The sequence below is a fragment of the Cytobacillus sp. GQ23 genome (assembly GCF_059758675.1).
In genome coordinates, this window is the sequence record NZ_JCAXER010000007.1 from 53,233 (window position 1) to 69,788 (window position 16,556).

13 protein-coding genes and 1 tRNA gene are annotated in these 16,556 nt (G+C 41.8%); 12 read left to right on the plus strand and 2 right to left on the minus strand.

Annotation, left to right across the window (positions count from 1 at the left end):
• The first annotated feature begins 52 nt into the window (after positions 1-52).
• On the plus strand, positions 53-1,801 hold the full coding sequence (locus AC6CHU_RS07650) for an ABC transporter transmembrane domain-containing protein (RefSeq protein WP_498121050.1): 1,749 nt from the start codon (positions 53-55) through the stop codon (positions 1,799-1,801).
• Between the two features lie 4 nt (positions 1,802-1,805).
• On the plus strand, positions 1,806-3,599 hold the full coding sequence (locus tag AC6CHU_RS07655; protein WP_498121052.1) for an ABC transporter ATP-binding protein: 1,794 nt from the start codon (positions 1,806-1,808) through the stop codon (positions 3,597-3,599).
• Between the two features lie 44 nt (positions 3,600-3,643).
• On the opposite strand, the gene AC6CHU_RS07660 is transcribed toward AC6CHU_RS07655, so the two are convergent.
• Positions 3,644-3,814: an aspartyl-phosphate phosphatase Spo0E family protein gene (locus AC6CHU_RS07660; RefSeq protein ID WP_048009069.1), complete on the minus strand. Its 171-nt coding sequence runs from the start codon at positions 3,812-3,814 to the stop codon at positions 3,644-3,646.
• Positions 3,815-4,133: 319 nt separating this feature from the next.
• Between AC6CHU_RS07660 and AC6CHU_RS07665 the strand changes: the two genes are divergently transcribed.
• The 3 genes from AC6CHU_RS07665 (at position 4,134) to AC6CHU_RS07675 (ending at position 6,120) form a co-directional block, all read left to right on the plus strand.
• Positions 4,134-4,841 (plus strand): cytochrome c biogenesis CcdA family protein, encoded by a 708-nt coding sequence (locus AC6CHU_RS07665; RefSeq protein WP_159867049.1) that lies wholly within the window; start codon positions 4,134-4,136, stop codon positions 4,839-4,841.
• Between the two features lie 279 nt (positions 4,842-5,120).
• Positions 5,121-5,480, plus strand: a complete 360-nt coding sequence (locus AC6CHU_RS07670) for a response regulator (protein ID WP_159867052.1) — start codon at positions 5,121-5,123, stop codon at positions 5,478-5,480.
• A gap of 151 nt (positions 5,481-5,631) precedes the next feature.
• On the plus strand, positions 5,632-6,120 hold the full coding sequence (locus AC6CHU_RS07675) for a CcdC family protein (RefSeq protein WP_159867055.1): 489 nt from the start codon (positions 5,632-5,634) through the stop codon (positions 6,118-6,120).
• Positions 6,121-6,230: 110 nt separating this feature from the next.
• Here the strand turns inward: AC6CHU_RS07675 and AC6CHU_RS07680 are convergent, their stop codons facing one another.
• Positions 6,231-6,656 carry a DUF2621 domain-containing protein gene (locus tag AC6CHU_RS07680; protein ID WP_159867228.1) on the minus strand — a complete coding sequence of 142 codons (426 nt, stop codon included), beginning with the start codon at positions 6,654-6,656 and terminating at the stop codon, positions 6,231-6,233.
• A gap of 127 nt (positions 6,657-6,783) precedes the next feature.
• On the opposite strand from AC6CHU_RS07680, the gene AC6CHU_RS07685 reads away from it, so the two are divergent.
• The 7 genes from AC6CHU_RS07685 to AC6CHU_RS07715 all read left to right on the plus strand — a co-directional run bounded on the left by AC6CHU_RS07685 (position 6,784) and on the right by AC6CHU_RS07715 (position 16,439).
• Positions 6,784-6,880, plus strand: a tRNA-Sec gene (locus AC6CHU_RS07685).
• A 1,255-nt stretch (positions 6,881-8,135) separates the two neighbouring features.
• On the plus strand, positions 8,136-11,012 hold the full coding sequence (locus tag AC6CHU_RS07690) for an endo-1,4-beta-xylanase (protein WP_251282852.1): 2,877 nt from the start codon (positions 8,136-8,138) through the stop codon (positions 11,010-11,012).
• A gap of 754 nt (positions 11,013-11,766) precedes the next feature.
• Entirely contained in the window at positions 11,767-12,261 is a 495-nt protein-coding gene (locus AC6CHU_RS07695; protein ID WP_498121144.1) for a YehS family protein, read from the plus strand.
• 340 nt (positions 12,262-12,601) lie between these two features.
• The gene (locus AC6CHU_RS07700; protein WP_159867061.1) at positions 12,602-13,873 is read left to right on the plus strand and encodes an ABC transporter substrate-binding protein; all 1,272 of its coding nucleotides are present in this window, start codon (positions 12,602-12,604) and stop codon (positions 13,871-13,873) included.
• Positions 13,874-13,973: 100 nt separating this feature from the next.
• A complete protein-coding gene (locus AC6CHU_RS07705; protein WP_159867234.1) occupies positions 13,974-14,858 on the plus strand; it encodes a carbohydrate ABC transporter permease in 885 nt (294 codons plus the stop codon).
• A gap of 18 nt (positions 14,859-14,876) precedes the next feature.
• Positions 14,877-15,686 (plus strand): carbohydrate ABC transporter permease, encoded by an 810-nt coding sequence (locus AC6CHU_RS07710; RefSeq protein ID WP_226619032.1) that lies wholly within the window; start codon positions 14,877-14,879, stop codon positions 15,684-15,686.
• 12 nt (positions 15,687-15,698) lie between these two features.
• Complete coding sequence (locus AC6CHU_RS07715) at positions 15,699-16,439, plus strand: MBL fold metallo-hydrolase (RefSeq protein WP_251282855.1); 741 nt, start codon at positions 15,699-15,701, stop codon at positions 16,437-16,439.
• Positions 16,440-16,556 lie beyond the last annotated feature (117 nt).

Sequence of the window (16,556 nt, forward strand, 5' to 3'; positions counted from 1 at the left end):
AATATTTGATAAACTATTTAAGCTATGATGGATTTCGGAGGATGAATGGGGTATGAAGGTTTTTTTTGATTTAATGTGGTTTTTTAAACAGGAGAAAAAGGCTTATATAAACGGGATTATCCTGCTGCTTTTTGTGGCAATGCTTCAGCTGGTCCCTCCAAAGGTAGTGGGGATTGTTGTCGACTTGATTAAAAATGGCAAGCTGACTGCGCAAGCATTAATTATGTGGGTTGTAATTCTGATTGTGGTTGCCCTCATGATGTATGTGCTCCGCTATTATTGGCGCATTATGATTTTCGGTTCAGCCGTTAAGCTGTCCAAACTTCTGCGCAACAGGCTTTACAAGCATTTTACCAGTATGTCGCAGGCCTTTTATCAGAAAAAGCGGGTAGGGGATTTGATGGCGCATGCGACCAATGACCTGCAGGCTATCCAGCAGACGGCAGGGGCTGGAGTGCTAACTTTTGTCGACTCCCTTGCGACAGGCGGCTTCGTTATTATTGCAATGGCAGCAACAATCAGCTGGAAGCTGACACTGATCTGTCTGATACCGATGCCTCTTATGGCACTTTTGACAAGCTGGTATGGAACACTTCTTCATAAACGGTTTCACAAAGCTCAAGAGGCTTTTTCTTCACTGAATGACAAAACTCAGGAAAGTGTTTCAGGAATTAAGGTGATTAAAACATTCGGCCAGGAAAAAGAAGATATAGAAGATTTCCGCAGACAGTCTGAAGATGTAGTACAAAAGAACATTGCTGTTGCTAAGGTTGACTCTTTGTTTGATCCAACGATCAGCATTATTGTAGGGATCTCTTTCTTCTTGTCTATTGCATTTGGGTCAAGGTATGTTATTGCAGGAGAACTGACAATCGGACAGCTGGTTTCATTTACAACTTACTTGGGTCTCCTGATTTGGCCAATGCTTGCCTTTGGCTGGCTGTTTAACATCGTCGAAAGAGGCCGCGCATCATATGATCGAGTCTCTTCACTTCTTGCAGAAGAAATCGAAATTAAGGATGATGAATCAGGCATCAATGAAGTTCCATGCGGTAACATTGAGTACAACGTCGAGGAGTTCGCTTATCCGGGTGAACAGGATCGGCTGCTTAAGGATATTCATTTTAGATTGGAAAGAGGAGAGACGCTCGGCATTGCAGGTAAAACGGGTGCGGGAAAAACCACAATTCTAAAGCTTTTGTTTCGGGAATTTGAAGGCTATAAAGGAGAGATATTTTTTGCAGGACATCCTATCAGCCGCTATAAACTCGGTAAGCTGAGAGAGGCTGTTGGCTATGTCCCGCAGGAGCACTTCCTGTTCTCGGCCACTGTTGCTGAAAATATAGCTTTCACAAAGCCGGATGCAAACCCTGAAGATATTTATGCGGCAGCCAAACTGGCCAATATCCATGATGATATTCTCGAATTTACAGAAGGTTATCAGACTGTTGTCGGTGAAAGAGGGGTCTCTCTTTCCGGAGGGCAAAAGCAGCGAATTTCCATCGCAAGGGCACTATTGATGAATCCGGAAGTATTGATTTTAGATGACTCCCTTTCTGCTGTTGATGCCAAAACAGAGGAAGCAATTCTCAGTTCCTTGCGGGCTGAACGGTCTGGCAAGACAACAATTATTACAGCTCACCGGCTGAGCGCCATTCAGCATGCGAATCTCATATTGGTGATGGATGAAGGGGAAATTGTTCAGAGGGGAACACATGATGAACTAATGGCTGAAGAAGGCTGGTATAAGAATATGTATCTTCGCCAGCAGCTGGAAGAGCTAGTGGAGCATGGGGGATAAGACTATGGAAAAGACACCGATTATGAAGGGGAAAGAGCAGCGGAAGGTTCTTTTCCGGCTGCTTTCCTATACAAAACCGCATAAAAAAACAATCACACTTGCCTTCAGTCTTCTTCTTTTAACAACGATTGGAGACCTACTGGGGCCGATACTTGTTAAAATATTTATTGATGATTATTTAACACCGGGAAACCTGGTTTTTGAGCCGCTATTTGCCCTTGGTGCAGCCTATATGGGCATTCAGATCATGAATGTGCTGGTATCCTATTTTCAGCTGCTCAAATTTCAGGAAATCGCGCTGAAAATCATTCAGCAGCTTCGAGTGGATGTCTTTTCAAAAGTACAGTCACTGGGCTTAAAGTACTTTGATAAAACGCCAGCGGGAAGTATTGTTTCTCGCGTTACCAATGACACAGAGGCAATTAAAGATATGTTTGTCAGTGTACTGGTTACCTTCATTCAGGGTGCCTTCCTGCTGACAGGTATCTTTGTGGCGATGTTTATCCTGAATGTAAAGCTTGCCCTGTTTTGTCTCGTAATTCTCCCAATTCTTTTTCTGATCATCCGGACTTACCGTAAATACAGTTCGGTATTCTATAAGGACTTAAGAGAAAGGCTGAGTGAGCTGAATGCAAAACTGAGCGAATCACTGCAGGGAATGTCGATTATCCAGGTATTCAGGCAGGAAAAAAGACTGCGGAAGGAATTTGGTGATATAAATGAGGAGCATTATAAAGCCGGGATGCGCAATATCAAAATGGATGGGCTCCTGTTAAGGCCGGCTATTGACCTGGTTTATGTTCTGGCACTTGTCATTGTATTAAGCTTTTTTGGGATTTCTTCTTTTTACAATCCGATCGAAATCGGTGTGCTGTATGCATTTGTCAGCTATTTGGACCGCTTCTTTGAGCCTGTGAATCAAATTATGATGAGGCTTTCCATGTATCAGCAGGCCATCATTGCCGCTTCAAGAGCATTTGCTCTGCTGGATGAAAAAGAGGCTGCCCCAGCACAGGCGGAAAGCAAGTCAGCTGAGATTCAGGAAGGAGAGATTGAGTTCAGGAATATCAGCTTCTCCTATGACGGTAAACGAGATGTATTGAAAAACATTTCATTTACAGCCAAACCGGGTGAAACCGTTGCTCTAGTTGGTCATACCGGAAGCGGCAAAAGCTCCATCATTAACTTAATGATGCGATTCTATGAATTTGAACGCGGCGATATACTTATTGACGGAAAAAGCATTAAGTCCTACCCTGCAGAAGAACTGCGTACAAAAATGGGGCTTGTTCTACAGGATCCTTTCCTTTTTTACGGGACGATAGAGGATAATATCAGACTGCATAATGAAAGAATGACAAATGCTGAAATTGAAGCTGCTGCCCAGTTTGTTCAGGCTCATATATTCATAAACAAGCTGGAAGACGGATATGATCATCCGGTGGTGGAGCGGGGATCGACGTTTTCAAGCGGGCAAAGACAGCTTATTGCATTTGCAAGAACGATTGCTGCCAATCCTAAGATTCTTGTGCTGGATGAAGCAACAGCTAATATTGATACTGAAACAGAAGAAGCCATTCAGACAGCACTGGAAAAAATGAGAAAGGGCCGCACAACAATTGCAATTGCTCATCGATTGTCTACCATACAGGATGCTGAACAGATTCTCGTTCTTCATCAGGGGGAAATAGTAGAAAGAGGAACGCACCAGGAATTGCTGGCTAAGCGGGGATTGTATCATAAAATGTATCTGCTGCAGAATGGAAACGCTGAAAAAGTGGAGGATGCAGCAGGTTAATGGAGTTAACAAAAAACAGCCTGCAATTACTGCATGGCTGTTTCTTAATGTGTCTGCACTTTTTTAATGAAGCTTCGGTTATATTCATTTAATAGGGCATCCAATTCCTGACTGTATCGGATTGCTGCGGCAGAGCTTAAGCCGCTTTTCATGGCCACTTGAATTAACTCTGTTCTTTTTTGTTCGATCAATGTAAGCAGTTCCTGTTTACACATGGCCAATAGTTCCTCTCTGATCAATTCTTATATGTAGGCTATACTCTCCCAATTTGAAACCATGTCAAAAGCTGAAAGATAATAACAGAATTTGTTAAGTTCTATACTAGTATATCGAATTATGGTAATAAATTCAAAAGAAACTTGTTTTAAAATTTGGTAACATTTACATTAAAAATACATGTTTTAGGTTGAAAATTAAAATGCATTAATTTAGCAAAAGTTGATGAAACAAAATGTTCACATACTATCCATTATCTTTTCTATATAAGATTTGTTAGAATAAAATTGGATTGAATGAGTATCAGGAGTTGTGACTATGACAGATTTGAATGTTTTTATTGCACTAGGTGCAGGGTTTTTAAGTTTTGTTTCGCCTTGCTGCCTGCCATTATATCCGGCTTTTTTATCGTATATCACCGGAATGTCTGTAGGGGAGATTAAAGAAGAAAATGCGATGCTGCAGAGAAGGAGTATGCTTCATACATTATTCTTCCTGATCGGATTTTCAGCCATTTTTATCGCAATTGGGTTTGGAACAACCTTGCTTGGTCAATTCTTTCAGCAATACCAGGATTTAATCCGGCAAATTGGCGCTATCTTTGTATTTATTTTTGGATTATTAATTGTCGGTATTATAAGGCCAGAATTTCTTATGAAAGAAAGGCGGTTTGAGTTTAAGAACCGTCCATCAGGCCTTCTCGGATCTGTTCTGATTGGAATGGCATTCGCAGCAGGCTGGACTCCATGTACAGGTCCGATATTGGGGGCTGTGTGGTCATTAGCAGTTACAAATCCTAATTCTGCAATCGTTTATATGATCGCCTATATTCTTGGTTTTGCTATACCATTCTTTGTTCTTTCTTTCTTCATCGGAAAAATGCAATGGATCAGGCGAAACAGCGCCAAGATAATGAAAATCGGCGGTTTATTGATGATGATTATGGGTGTAGTTTTATTCTTTAACTGGATGACAAAAATTATTATTTTCCTTTCACCATTGTTTGGCGGATTTACTGGTTTCTAAAAAGCAGGGGCACATTCTATTTAGGAATGTGCCCTTTTCCTATTTATAAGGAAGAAAGGGCTATGACAAGCGGTCGAAATTTGTCATAGTCTTTCAATTGAAATTTATCTGATAGTTCGATATATTGAAATATGTGTTCTTTGGGAGTTGATTAATGTATCTCTCTAAAGGATCATTCCCTTTTGCAGATGTTTAATGAAATTTATTATGGGTAATTTTTACTATATATGTAGTATAATAGAGATATAGCTTCCAATGCACTACAAGGAGGAAACAGCGGTGGCGAGAATTTTAATAATAGATGATGCGAAATTTATGAGAGTTACCCTGAGCACGATTCTAAAAAAAGCCGGTCATGAAATAGTTGGAGAAGGGGAAGACGGGAAGGAAGCCGTGGATCTTTTCGAAAATTTGAACCCGGATCTGGTGATGATGGATATCACGATGCCTGAAATGAGCGGTCTTGAGGCTGTCCGGGAAATTAAGAGGGAAAACCCTAATGCAAAGGTCATCATGTGTTCAGCCATGGGACAGCAAAAGGTAGTGGTTGAATCCATTGAAGCCGGCGCGAAAGATTTTATCATAAAACCATTTGATGAAGGCCGTGTATTAGAAGCGGTTAATCGGGTATTAAGTTAAAAGCTGACTCAGGGTACCCTGGACATGCGGATGTGTCCGGGTATCAGCTGGAGTGGCTTTTTTAATGCACTTTTATTGTTCTGAGTACCTAAATCAAGCCTATTAAGATATAATATGGGTAGTAATCAAATGAGATAGAGGATGAAATCGAATGGACTTTGTACTAATTTCATCAATCGGTGCCGTTTTTATGGCGATCTTCGCGATGTTCATCCGCATGAAGGCTGCAAAAAAACCGGCTTCCGGCAAGAAAATTATCTTGCCGCCGATTTTTATGAGCACAGGTGCTCTTATGTTTACCGTTCCTTATTTTCGCGTTACACCAATGGAGATCCTGGAAGCAGCCACAGTCGGAGTGCTGTTTTCCATCCTTTTAATAAAGACATCTTCCTTTGAAATCAGGGACAGCGAAATTTATCTGAAGCGATCTAAAGCGTTTGCTTTTATATTAATAGGATTGCTTGTAATCCGCATTATTGGAAAAATAGTTCTAAGCTCCACTATCGACTATGGCCAGCTGAGCGGCATGTTCTGGATTCTAGCATTTTCAATGATTGTACCGTGGAGAGTTGCGATGTATATGAATTATCGGAAGCTCCATCAGGAACTGAATGGAACGAGGAATCCAAAAACAACTTAATAAATGAAGGCCGCCGGATATTGCTTTTGGCGGTTTTTAATTGTTATTTAATGGATCCCATTTTGGGCTCCCAGAATAATAAAAAAACCATTCCGGTAATCCGAAATGGTTTAAAATAAATGTTCATAAGGAGACATGCTTATCTGTTTTTCTGTCAATTTCTTGCGCAGGAATTTATGGTCCCGTTTTGGCGTGGCTAAAATATAGCCTCGAATCAGGAGATCCTGATCAATTCGATCTGCTTTTTCTTTTATAGCAAGCTCACCAATTTTACCGGCAATCTTCATTCTTGCTACATCCCTGAACAGCTCAGGCACCGGACTTACGAGATCTTCCAGCAGATCTTTTTCCCTTTGCTGCCATAAATGCCGTGTTTCATTGACATAATGCTCTTCCCAATCCAAATCTGATTTGCCATCTTCTTTCGGCATGCGCTTTAAAAATTTGCGGAACATGAAAAAGCCGCCAATCGCAAAGAACGAAATCAGAATAACAACCCAGAACAATATAAAATACATAAACCAGCCTTCTAGCATTTCCTTCACCTACACACATAATTTCCTGTTCTTATTATAAGCCTTGTCCCGCGAAACGACAAGAAAGGAGGCATAAGTCTTGAAAGCAGCACTATTTGCCCTTATAATAGTAAGAGTCTTTCTTTATGGGGCTGATTGGGGTGCTGGTGCCCTCCACGGTCTTCAAAACCGCTTGTGACCTGCGTGCCAGGTTAGCTGGGTTCGATTCCCAGGCAGTCCCGCCAACCTTTTTAGTTATCATCGATTTGACCAGTTTTTTTGATCTGAAAGGTGATTTTCCAATAAATTCACACTAGGATTCTTCTGAAAATTACATAATATACGGCAACTTTTTCAATATATCCGAAGCGTTAAATCCACCAATCTATTAAAGAAAGGTGGATTTTTTTATGGCTATTTTAACAAAGACAAAATGAAAAGATGCAAGGGGAAGTACAGCAGTGGTAGGTGAAAAGTCAGTTGAACACAAATTCTCGTTATATGAAATGTTTGAACTGTTCATGAATTAAATGGAATCTGAAGGGGGAGCAGCACCTGCTTTATACTGTTAATGCGAATACTACCTGGACATTTCAGCCGGAGACATAACAAATGATGAAGTGACCTTGAAATTGCTATTGGTACATTTAATTTATGCTTTAGGAATTTTAAGAAAGAAGTTTTCTTTTAAAATAAAATCAAATTTAGATATAAATTGTTCTGGAATAATAATTAGTTGAACAATTAAAAAATTCAGAAAATATTATTGACACAAATATAACAATTAGCTATTATTGGAAGCGGATAACTTAATTATAAAACTGAGTTTTACATTATAAAACAAATATCCTCTTGAAAGAAAAAATCCCGAGTATTTACCGTAAAAAAAGAGAACGTAGTTTTATAATATAAAACTTTTACTTCAACTAATTGATAGCTGTTAGAAAATAGTGGTGGAAACAGCAATTGAATTCTCTCTCTTTTGTAAAGATCCAGTGTGCTGAACTCGAGAGAGGCAATATGGTGGCTTATTTAATAGAAAGAAGGATGTCATGTAGGACTTGCTGCAAGGTTGGACACGACAGGGGAAAATACTCTCATAGCTCAAAAACACAATTCAGTGCTTGAGAACACAAAAGAGTAAAACACCTGTCACATTTTGAAACCACCATATAGGCAGCTTCAAAGATTTACAGCTTTTGCAGGTAGATGTTAGAAACAACTGGCGAAAGTCAGAGAAATAAAGGTTTTAGATCAAAATTCACTTATTATTTTGTCACAGCGTAAACCAGAAGGGGGGAACACATGTACTGATATGTGAGAGTTTGCTTGAGTACTCTAATTTAGATGGCCGCATGGTGTATTTGGTATGTGTAATTAACCATAGTATTCGTATGAAATGGAACTATCAAAATAAATGATTGTATCTATTAGTGAAGTACCATTAAAAAACCAAATTATCAAAAAGAGTAGATCAAAGTTATGAGAGGAATGATTTTTTTGAAAAAAGCTAGAAACCTACTGACATATTTATTAGCGCTGGTTTTTACCTTGAGTTCTTTTCCCGGTATCTCATTGCCGGTCATCAATGCTTCAGCAGCAGAGGGTGTCAATGGGAAGGCTTCTGACACTGAGGTTGTGTCGCTAAAAGAAGTCTATAAGGACCATTTTCTAATCGGAAATACTGTTAGCCCTTCCGATTTAACCGATGCAGCGAAGTATGATTTTATGAAGTTCCACTATAACGTGCTGACGCCCGAAAACGCTACGAAGCCGGACTCCATATGGTCCAGCCCAACCAGCGAACCGTCGTTCACATCAGCCGACAACATGTTAACTAAAGTTAAAGCCGACGGATTCTATACGATTGGACATGCGCTGGCGTGGCATAATCAGTCAGCTGGCTGGCCGCCGAGTGGTCAGAATTATACCGAGGCAAGGGCAAGCTTGCAAAGATATATTTCTACAATCGCCGGGCACTATAGTAAGGGTCCTTATAAGCTCGATGCCTGGGACGTGGTAAATGAAGCAATGAGGGATAATCCGGAAAATCCGACCGACTGGCGGAACGCACTTCGCTCCGGAATTAATCCAACGGAACGGCCGTCCAGATGGTTTGAAGCTTATGCTAACGGCGGAAACGGGTGGGATTATATCTATGATGCCTTCTTGTTTGCGCGTGAGGCTGCCCCGGACGCAGTTCTGTATTACAATGACTTTAACGACGAGGAACTTGCCAACAAAGCAATTGCAATTGCCTCTATGGTCAACGAGCTCAACGAAAGATACGCGAATGAACACCCTGAGGCAAAAGGCAGGAAACTGATCGAGGGCATCGGGATACAGGGGCACTACAACCTTCGACTCAATGTCGATAATTTAGAGGAAGTTTTAAAGATATATAGTGAAACCGGGTGTGAGATCAGCATAACCGAACTCGATGTACAATTCAATGGCACTTCAGCCCAAGTCCCCCCTACCGAGGCGCAATTGAAGAAGCAGGCGGAATTGTACGCCAAGCTGTTCATGCTATATAAGAAGTACTCCGATAATATAGAACGCGTTACATTCTGGGGCGTGGCTGATAATAACAGCTGGCGCAGGACGGGTTACCCGCTGCCATTCGACTCCAATCGTGCACCAAAAGAAGCATATTGGGCCATAATAAATCCGGAGGCCTATCTCGGGCTCGATGAATTATCGCCTAAGCTCACATCGTTTAACTTCGGCGGCGATAATTTCAATGTCGCGGGCAAGACCGAATTTGATGTTAACGTGCCAAAGGACGTATCAAACATCGACTTCTCAGCTGCGAACGTCGGACACGAATATCCCGACGATGATGTTGACGTAAGCGTTACACTCAACCCGGCAAGCGGCGCGGTGAGCGCAGGGAAACCAGCAGTGGCGACGGTGAAAATCGCCAGGAAGGAATCCCCGAATAGATCGACTACGTATACGGTAAACTTCGGGCATATGACCGCCGAATGGGAAAAAGACCAAAACTATAAGGATACGGGCTACCGCTCATCCGTCAATATACGCTTCAGCGACGGTGAAACCGAATTTAAACTGTTTCAGGAGTTTTATAATCTAGACGACGGTAAACTGGCAATGCTCAACAGTAAGGAATTCCAGCCATTTCCAAAACATACAGGTGGTAAGCTCACTATAAATACAGAAAAAAGTATAGACGATGATCAATTGAAAACATTGAAGTTAAAGAAATCTATGTGGGATCAGAACTGGGCTCCGATTAATCCCGCACTTGTTACAGACTTCAATGTTCCGGAAAATTTCTGGAGATTGGCTAAAACTATTGCATCCGGTAAGACTTATATCGTTGTCTCCGCCAGCTCAGGTTTGGCGCTAACCAATAGGAACGTTGCATCCGTCGAGCCGTCCAACAAACGAGGACTTGCGGGTACACCTGTCACCATAGATGACGACATTATTACAGCGCCTGAGGTGATCCAGGACAATACGAGATTAATTTTTAATGAGCAAACCAGCCCCGATCCGGGACCATACACAAAGGAGAACGGATACACCGGATACACAATGTTAAGTCTGGTTCATGGCGGCCTTGTCGCTCCCTCTATTATGTATCGGGATTCGAGCAGCGACGATACGGCTGCTTTACGCACAGACTCAACTATTGCAGATAGTGCATTAGATCGAGCGGTATGGTTTAACACGGGTATAGATCCCGTTACAGGGGAGACAACGATATTTTCACATACTGGTTCCAGCGGTCACACTTATGCGCTGCACGGAAATGAATCCGGTTTCATCACCCAAAGAGTCGATTCAATGGAGGACGATGCAGCCCATCGTGTTAAGCTATATGAGTACGTGTCCGACTATTCATACGAAGATATAACGAGTCTTGGCACAGAAGTTAGCCTCTCCCCGTTGGAGCGTATCGTGAGTGAGCGGGACACCAATATCCCCGTCACGGCGGATGTCCCAGACGGTTCCAAAGCGGTGTTGAAAAAGGACGGCGTTTCATTGGCTGCCGCGACATTTGCAAACGGCAAAGCAATGATCAGTGTTAAAGGCAGCGATGTTGATGCCGTCGCGAATTATGCCGTCGTATTGTATGATGGTTCCGAGATAATTGGCGCGGTAATTCTCCCGGTAGTCACTGGCGTAAGCGCAACGCCGTCGGCAACGGTAGAGAGACTCAAAGGTAATCAAAACAGACTGACAGTTACCGTAACGGAAGTTTACTCCGATGATTCGACGGAGGCTTTTACTGAAGAGATACTAATCAAAAATAACGCGGCAGACGTTTATAAGGTGGGACCATATAAGGTTTATGTTGACACCAAGGGCAACAACAAAATTAATAAATGCTATATTGTGAACGAGTAGCCCAAGAAATTGGACAGCAAACAAGCAGCCTATTGAAAGTTCACAATAAAATTGATTTCCTTTTATTGAGCAAAAAAAGTGGTGTTAAATAATCAAGCCAGAAGTTTATATTAATAAAAAAATAAAAGTAGTCCTAGTGGCTGCTTTTATTTTTTTTGGGTTCTTTCCGGCACGTTCTTATATGAATATCTTAAATATGCTGCAATCCTGACCGGAGGGAATATCTTACTTTTTTGGTAATGATTTATTCGCAAACGTGGGGAATAGTATTGGACGTCTGCTGGTGAAGAATTTACTGGTTATTGCAAGAAGCATTTTTAAATAATAGTTCGTTTAACACCTGAAAATTTCATGTAAATAGGGAATAATAGTTCGAGCGACAACCCTATTACACTGAATGGGCACCTATTTAAAACAACAGACTTAACTTCTACTTGGTGCTTATAAAACTTTAACCGATCCTATATAGGAAGAAAATATACTTTCCCTAACATCAAACCGCTTGTGAATTGCGAGCAAAGTCAGCTGGGTTGGATTCCGTGGCGGTCACGCCAAATATACATATTAGTGCTGCACAGTGAGATGCTGTACGGTTTTTTGTGTCATCTGTATACTCTCATTAGGTGCTAAAGCATATTAAATTAATTGTTTCCGTATTCTACTCAGTTATTAGGCTTCGGCTATGATAGACTTAAGATTGTTAACAGGGTACTGTTGTATTTAGAGCAGTGTATAAATAGGAGGAAGTAAGTTGATGGATAATAATGATATTTTAATTCGATTGAGATATGCCTTAGAAATCAAAAATAGTGAAATGGCAGAGATCTTTAAGCTGGGGGGAGAGGATGTGTCCGTACCAGAGGTAGTAAGGATCCTCAAGAAGTCTGATGATGAAGAAGAAAGTGACAGCCAATTAACATTGACAAATAGGATGTTAAATTCATTTTTGAATGGCTTTATCATCTATAAAAGAGGGAAACAGGAGCCTAAACCCGGTCAAGCTAATTCGCCGGACCCATCCATTGAAAATTATAATAACATAAACAATATCCTGTTAAAGAAAGTCAAAATCGCCTTGTCCCTAACAACAGAGGACATGTTAGATATATTCAAAAAAGCTGGATTAAACGTGTCAAAAGGAGAACTCGGAGCTTTTTTAAGAAAAGAAGGACATAAAAACTATAAAGTTTGCTTAGGCAATTTTGCGAGAAACTTCTTAAAAGGTCTAACGATAAAGTATAGAGGTTAGTTGAGGCAAGGCAGCAAGTGAATTTATAGCTAACCTGAAATAAGTGAACCCGTCAGAGAATTTGGTGTCTGACCCCCGTCTGTGTTTTGTGAGAATGCTTATGGGGCCAGGCACCTTTTTCATGTTATTAATTGCAAGATAGAATACTTGGTAAAACTTCCAAAATATAATACAAAAAAATTAGTTATTATCCTATGTGATAAGACATATATATTAGACAGGTTATTGTCAAAGGGTAGAGACGCGGAGATTCCCTGTGATCAATAAATTGCATGACACTTCTTTGTGATGCAGGTTATTGTTCATGGGTTTTTTTATGAAAAAATAAGGGGGAAGTGGCATGAAGGGTAAGTTTTTATCATTCGTTTTAGTTTTACTGGTTGTCCTTGCCGGATGCAGCAGTGACGCTGGAGTGGAAGAAAAGACTGAGATTGATTTCTGGTTCCCGGTTGCGGTTGGCGGGGATGTAGCGAACATTGTTGATGGTATTGTAGAAGACTTTGAGAAAGAGAATCCCAACATTAAGGTTAATGCGAAGTATGGAGGCAGTTATGCTGAAACGATGACACAGGTAATGGCGTCAGCGCAGGGAGGAAATCCGCCTGAACTTGCTGTTTTATTCTCAATCGATTTATTCACTTTACTTGAGAACGACCTGATTGAGGAACTGACCCCTTTGTTTGAGGATGATTACTTAAATGATTTCTACGATGGGTTTATGGCGAATTCATCTATAAGCGATAAGGTATACAGCCTGCCTTTTCAGCGCAGCACGATCGTCCTATACTACAACAAGGACGCCTTCAAAGAGGCTGGGCTGGATCCGGAAGCTCCACCTGAAAATTGGGATCAGCTGGTGGAATACGGGAAGAAGCTTACCAAAAATGACGGCAAGGACCAGTGGGGTCTGGAAATCCCGAGCACTGGGTACCAGTACTGGATGTTCCAGGCATTAGCACTTCAGACGGAAGACAACATCATGTCTGAGGATGGAAAAGAAGTATATTTCGACGCACCATACGCAAAAGAAGCGATGGACTTCTGGCTTTCTCTTGGAAAGGAGCATAGGGTCATGCCGGAGGGTGTTATTGAATGGGCGACAGTTCCTTCTGACTTCCTGAGCGGAAAAACCGCGATGATGTACCATACAACAGGTAATCTGACCAATGTCAAAAACAATGCGGACTTTGATTTCGGTGTATCATTCCTGCCTGCGAATAATCAATATGGTTCACCTACCGGTGGAGGGAACATCTACTTGTTCAAGGATCTTCCAAAAGCAAATAAGGAAGCGGCCATTAAGTTCATGAAGTTTCTTACTGAACCTGAGCGTGTCGCCCAGTGGTCTATTGATACGGGTTATGTAGCTACCAGAGAATCTGCTTATGAAACAGACTTGCTTAAAAAATATATAAAGGAATTCCCGGCAGCCCTGGTTGCCCGCGAACAATTGGAATATGCCGACAGTGAATTGGCGACTTACCAAAATGGTGAGGTGCAGAAAATCTTTAATGATCATATTCAATCGATATTGACTGGCCAAAGCCCGGTTGAAGAAGGATTGAAAAAAGCACAGGAGAAAGCTGAAGATGTACTGAAGCCTTTTCAGTAATTGAGCTGCAGCGTTGGACTGAATAGAGGGGTGCTCAAGTGAAAGTGTGCGGACTTGGGCTCTCTTTATTCACAAGAAAGGTGGGTTAGTTCTGATGACAATGAAGAGAAGAAAATTCGGTACCGGAACGAGGCGCAATCTGTTCGCCTACGGATTACTGTTTCCTTCATTCATCTTTTTAACAATGTTTACGTTTTATCCAACCCTTAAGTCAATTCAATTAAGCTTTTACAGTGGTCCAATGACCCGGCTGCAGTTTTCCGGATTGGATCAGTATAAGGAAGTATTTGGTGATGAGATATTCAGAAAGGTTATTCTGAATAACATTCTCTTCATGCTGGGTACTGTGCCAACGAGCTTGTTTCTGGCGATGTATCTTGCCATTTGGCTGAATAAAAAAATGGCTGGAAGCTCCCTGTTGAGGACATCATTTTTCTACCCGACGATCATTCCGCTCATTGCGGTAGCGAATATATGGCTTTTCGTTTATACCCCCCAGTATGGGCTGCTCGATAACTTCCTCCACTTGTTCGGTGCAGGGGACACGAACTGGCTCGGAAATCCGAGTACGGTCATGATCGCAATGATTGTCATGATCATTTGGAAAGACGCCGGTTTTTATATGATTTTTTATTTAGCTGGTTTGCAAAATTTACCGAGAGATGTTTATGAAGCGGCTGAGATTGAAGGGGCAAAGCCATTCCAGATGTTCCGCCATATTACGTTTCCGCTCCTGATGCCGACAACGCTGTTCGTAATGATCGTGGCAATTACAAACTCATTCAAAAACGTTGACCACTTGTACATTATGACTAAGGGGGGACCTGATAATGCCAGCAATCTGCTGCTCTATCATATCTATGAAGCGGCATTTACAAATTGGGATCTTGGAAAAGCGGCCGTTCTGACTGTGGTTTTGATTGTCATTATGCTGGGGATCACGGCATTCAACTATTTATATCTTGACCGGAAAATCCATTACTGAGAGGGGGGGAGAATTCAATTGAAAAAATTGAATTATGGCATCATTATTGTTCTTGGGATTATTTCGTTTATCCCGCTGCTTTGGGTTATCATCACTTCCTTCTCTCCGGGTAATCAAGTGATTAATGGAGGATTTCCGTTCTGGGTTTCAAACCCAACGGTTGAAAACTATGTGAAAGCGTGGGAGACGGCACCATTTGTCCAATATTACATTAATACATTCGTTATCGTTTTTGGCGTGCTGATTGTCCAGCTGTTCACGATTACACTAGCAGCTTTTGCTTTTGCCCGGGTGAACTTCAAAGGGAAAAATGTACTGTTTATCCTGTTCTTGCTTCAGCTGATGATTCAGCCTGAAATTCTGTTGTTCCCAAATTACCAGGTTATTAGCCAGCTTGGACTCGTCAATACGAAGCTGGCTGTCATGATGCCGTATTGGGCTTCCGCTTTCGGAGTATTTTTGCTCCGCCAGACATTCAAGCAGGTTCCGTATGATCTGGATGAAGCATCGAGAATAGACGGCTGTAAATGGTACCAAACGCTGTGGCATGTATACATTCCATCTGCGAAACCGACATATATTGCCTTTGCACTCGTCTCCGTCAGTCACCATTGGAGCAACTTCATGTGGCCGCTGATTATCACAGATTCTGTGGAGTCTCGACCGTTGACCGTTGGACTTGCCTTATTTGCGCAATCGTATGAAACGGGAGCGCAATGGGGAATGGTTGCTGCAGGTACAGTAATGGTCATCATGCCTTTAGTCATTGCTTTCTTCATTTTCCAAAAACAGTTTGTTTCAAGTTTTATGCATTCAGGTATCAAATAGGGCGGTGGTTGGATGGATATTCATTTTCTGGGAACGGGAAGTGCCTATCCCGGTACTGAACGGGATCATACCTCAATTTGTTTTTCGAATAAAGGTTATCATGTTCTGGTTGATGTCAGTGGGAACCCTTGCAGGAAACTGAAGCAGTTGGATGTGGATTTAGGGGAGCTCGATGCAGTGGTGCTCACCCATTTTCATATCGACCATATATATGGGCTGCCTTCCTTGCTATGGGGGATGTGGCTGGAAGGAAGGAAAAAGCCTTTGAGGATTTTCTGCGATTACCGTAATGAGAAAAAGCTTCGCGAATGGCTGGCAGCAATGGAGGCTGACAAGTGGCCAATTTCGTTTTCCATCAAGGTGGAAATATTTAATGGTGATCAGGAAGAGCAGCTGTTATCAGGCGGTGAGATGTCATTCACCTGTTTTAAAGCGCTTCATTCTGTTCCGGCTGTGGGACTTGAGGTGCAATGCGCAGGCCGAGTAGTCGTGTATTCATGTGATACAGAAATCAATGCACGAATCGGACAATATGGCCATATAGATATGTTAATTCATGAAGCGACATCCGCTCGTACTCTAACCGGCAACCACAGCAGCCTCCGTGAAGTTGCAGAAAAATATGCTCTGGATAATATCAAAGAAATTGTGTTAGTTCACTTATCTGATAACGAACCATATGAAGAAGAGGTAACAAGGCTTGGCATCCCGAAGATTGTCATTGGAGAAGACCTGATGACGAAATCACTATAAGTGAATAGAAACAAGGATAGAGATGAGGAGATTCCTTGGGTATGGCGGCATCCAATTATGTAATTGGAGAAATGGTCATGCTCAGGGAATTTTTTATCGCAGTTTGTGCAAGAATCA

Excerpts from the sequence above, each read along its gene's own strand:
- AC6CHU_RS07715 (WP_251282855.1), top strand. The coding sequence starts at position 15,699 with ATGGATATTCATTTTCTGGGAACGGGAAGTGCCTATCCCGGTACTGAA.
- AC6CHU_RS07675 (WP_159867055.1), top strand. The coding sequence starts at position 5,632 with ATGGACTTTGTACTAATTTCATCAATCGGTGCCGTTTTTATGGCGATC.
- AC6CHU_RS07665 (WP_159867049.1), top strand. The coding sequence starts at position 4,134 with ATGACAGATTTGAATGTTTTTATTGCACTAGGTGCAGGGTTTTTAAGT.
- AC6CHU_RS07680 (WP_159867228.1), bottom strand. The coding sequence starts at position 6,656 with ATGCTAGAAGGCTGGTTTATGTATTTTATATTGTTCTGGGTTGTTATT.
- AC6CHU_RS07660 (WP_048009069.1), bottom strand. The coding sequence starts at position 3,814 with ATGTGTAAACAGGAACTGCTTACATTGATCGAACAAAAAAGAACAGAG.
- AC6CHU_RS07650 (WP_498121050.1), top strand. The coding sequence starts at position 53 with ATGAAGGTTTTTTTTGATTTAATGTGGTTTTTTAAACAGGAGAAAAAG.
- AC6CHU_RS07695 (WP_498121144.1), top strand. The coding sequence starts at position 11,767 with ATGGATAATAATGATATTTTAATTCGATTGAGATATGCCTTAGAAATC.
- AC6CHU_RS07655 (WP_498121052.1), top strand. The coding sequence starts at position 1,806 with ATGGAAAAGACACCGATTATGAAGGGGAAAGAGCAGCGGAAGGTTCTT.
- AC6CHU_RS07705 (WP_159867234.1), top strand. The coding sequence starts at position 13,974 with ATGAAGAGAAGAAAATTCGGTACCGGAACGAGGCGCAATCTGTTCGCC.
- AC6CHU_RS07700 (WP_159867061.1), top strand. The coding sequence starts at position 12,602 with ATGAAGGGTAAGTTTTTATCATTCGTTTTAGTTTTACTGGTTGTCCTT.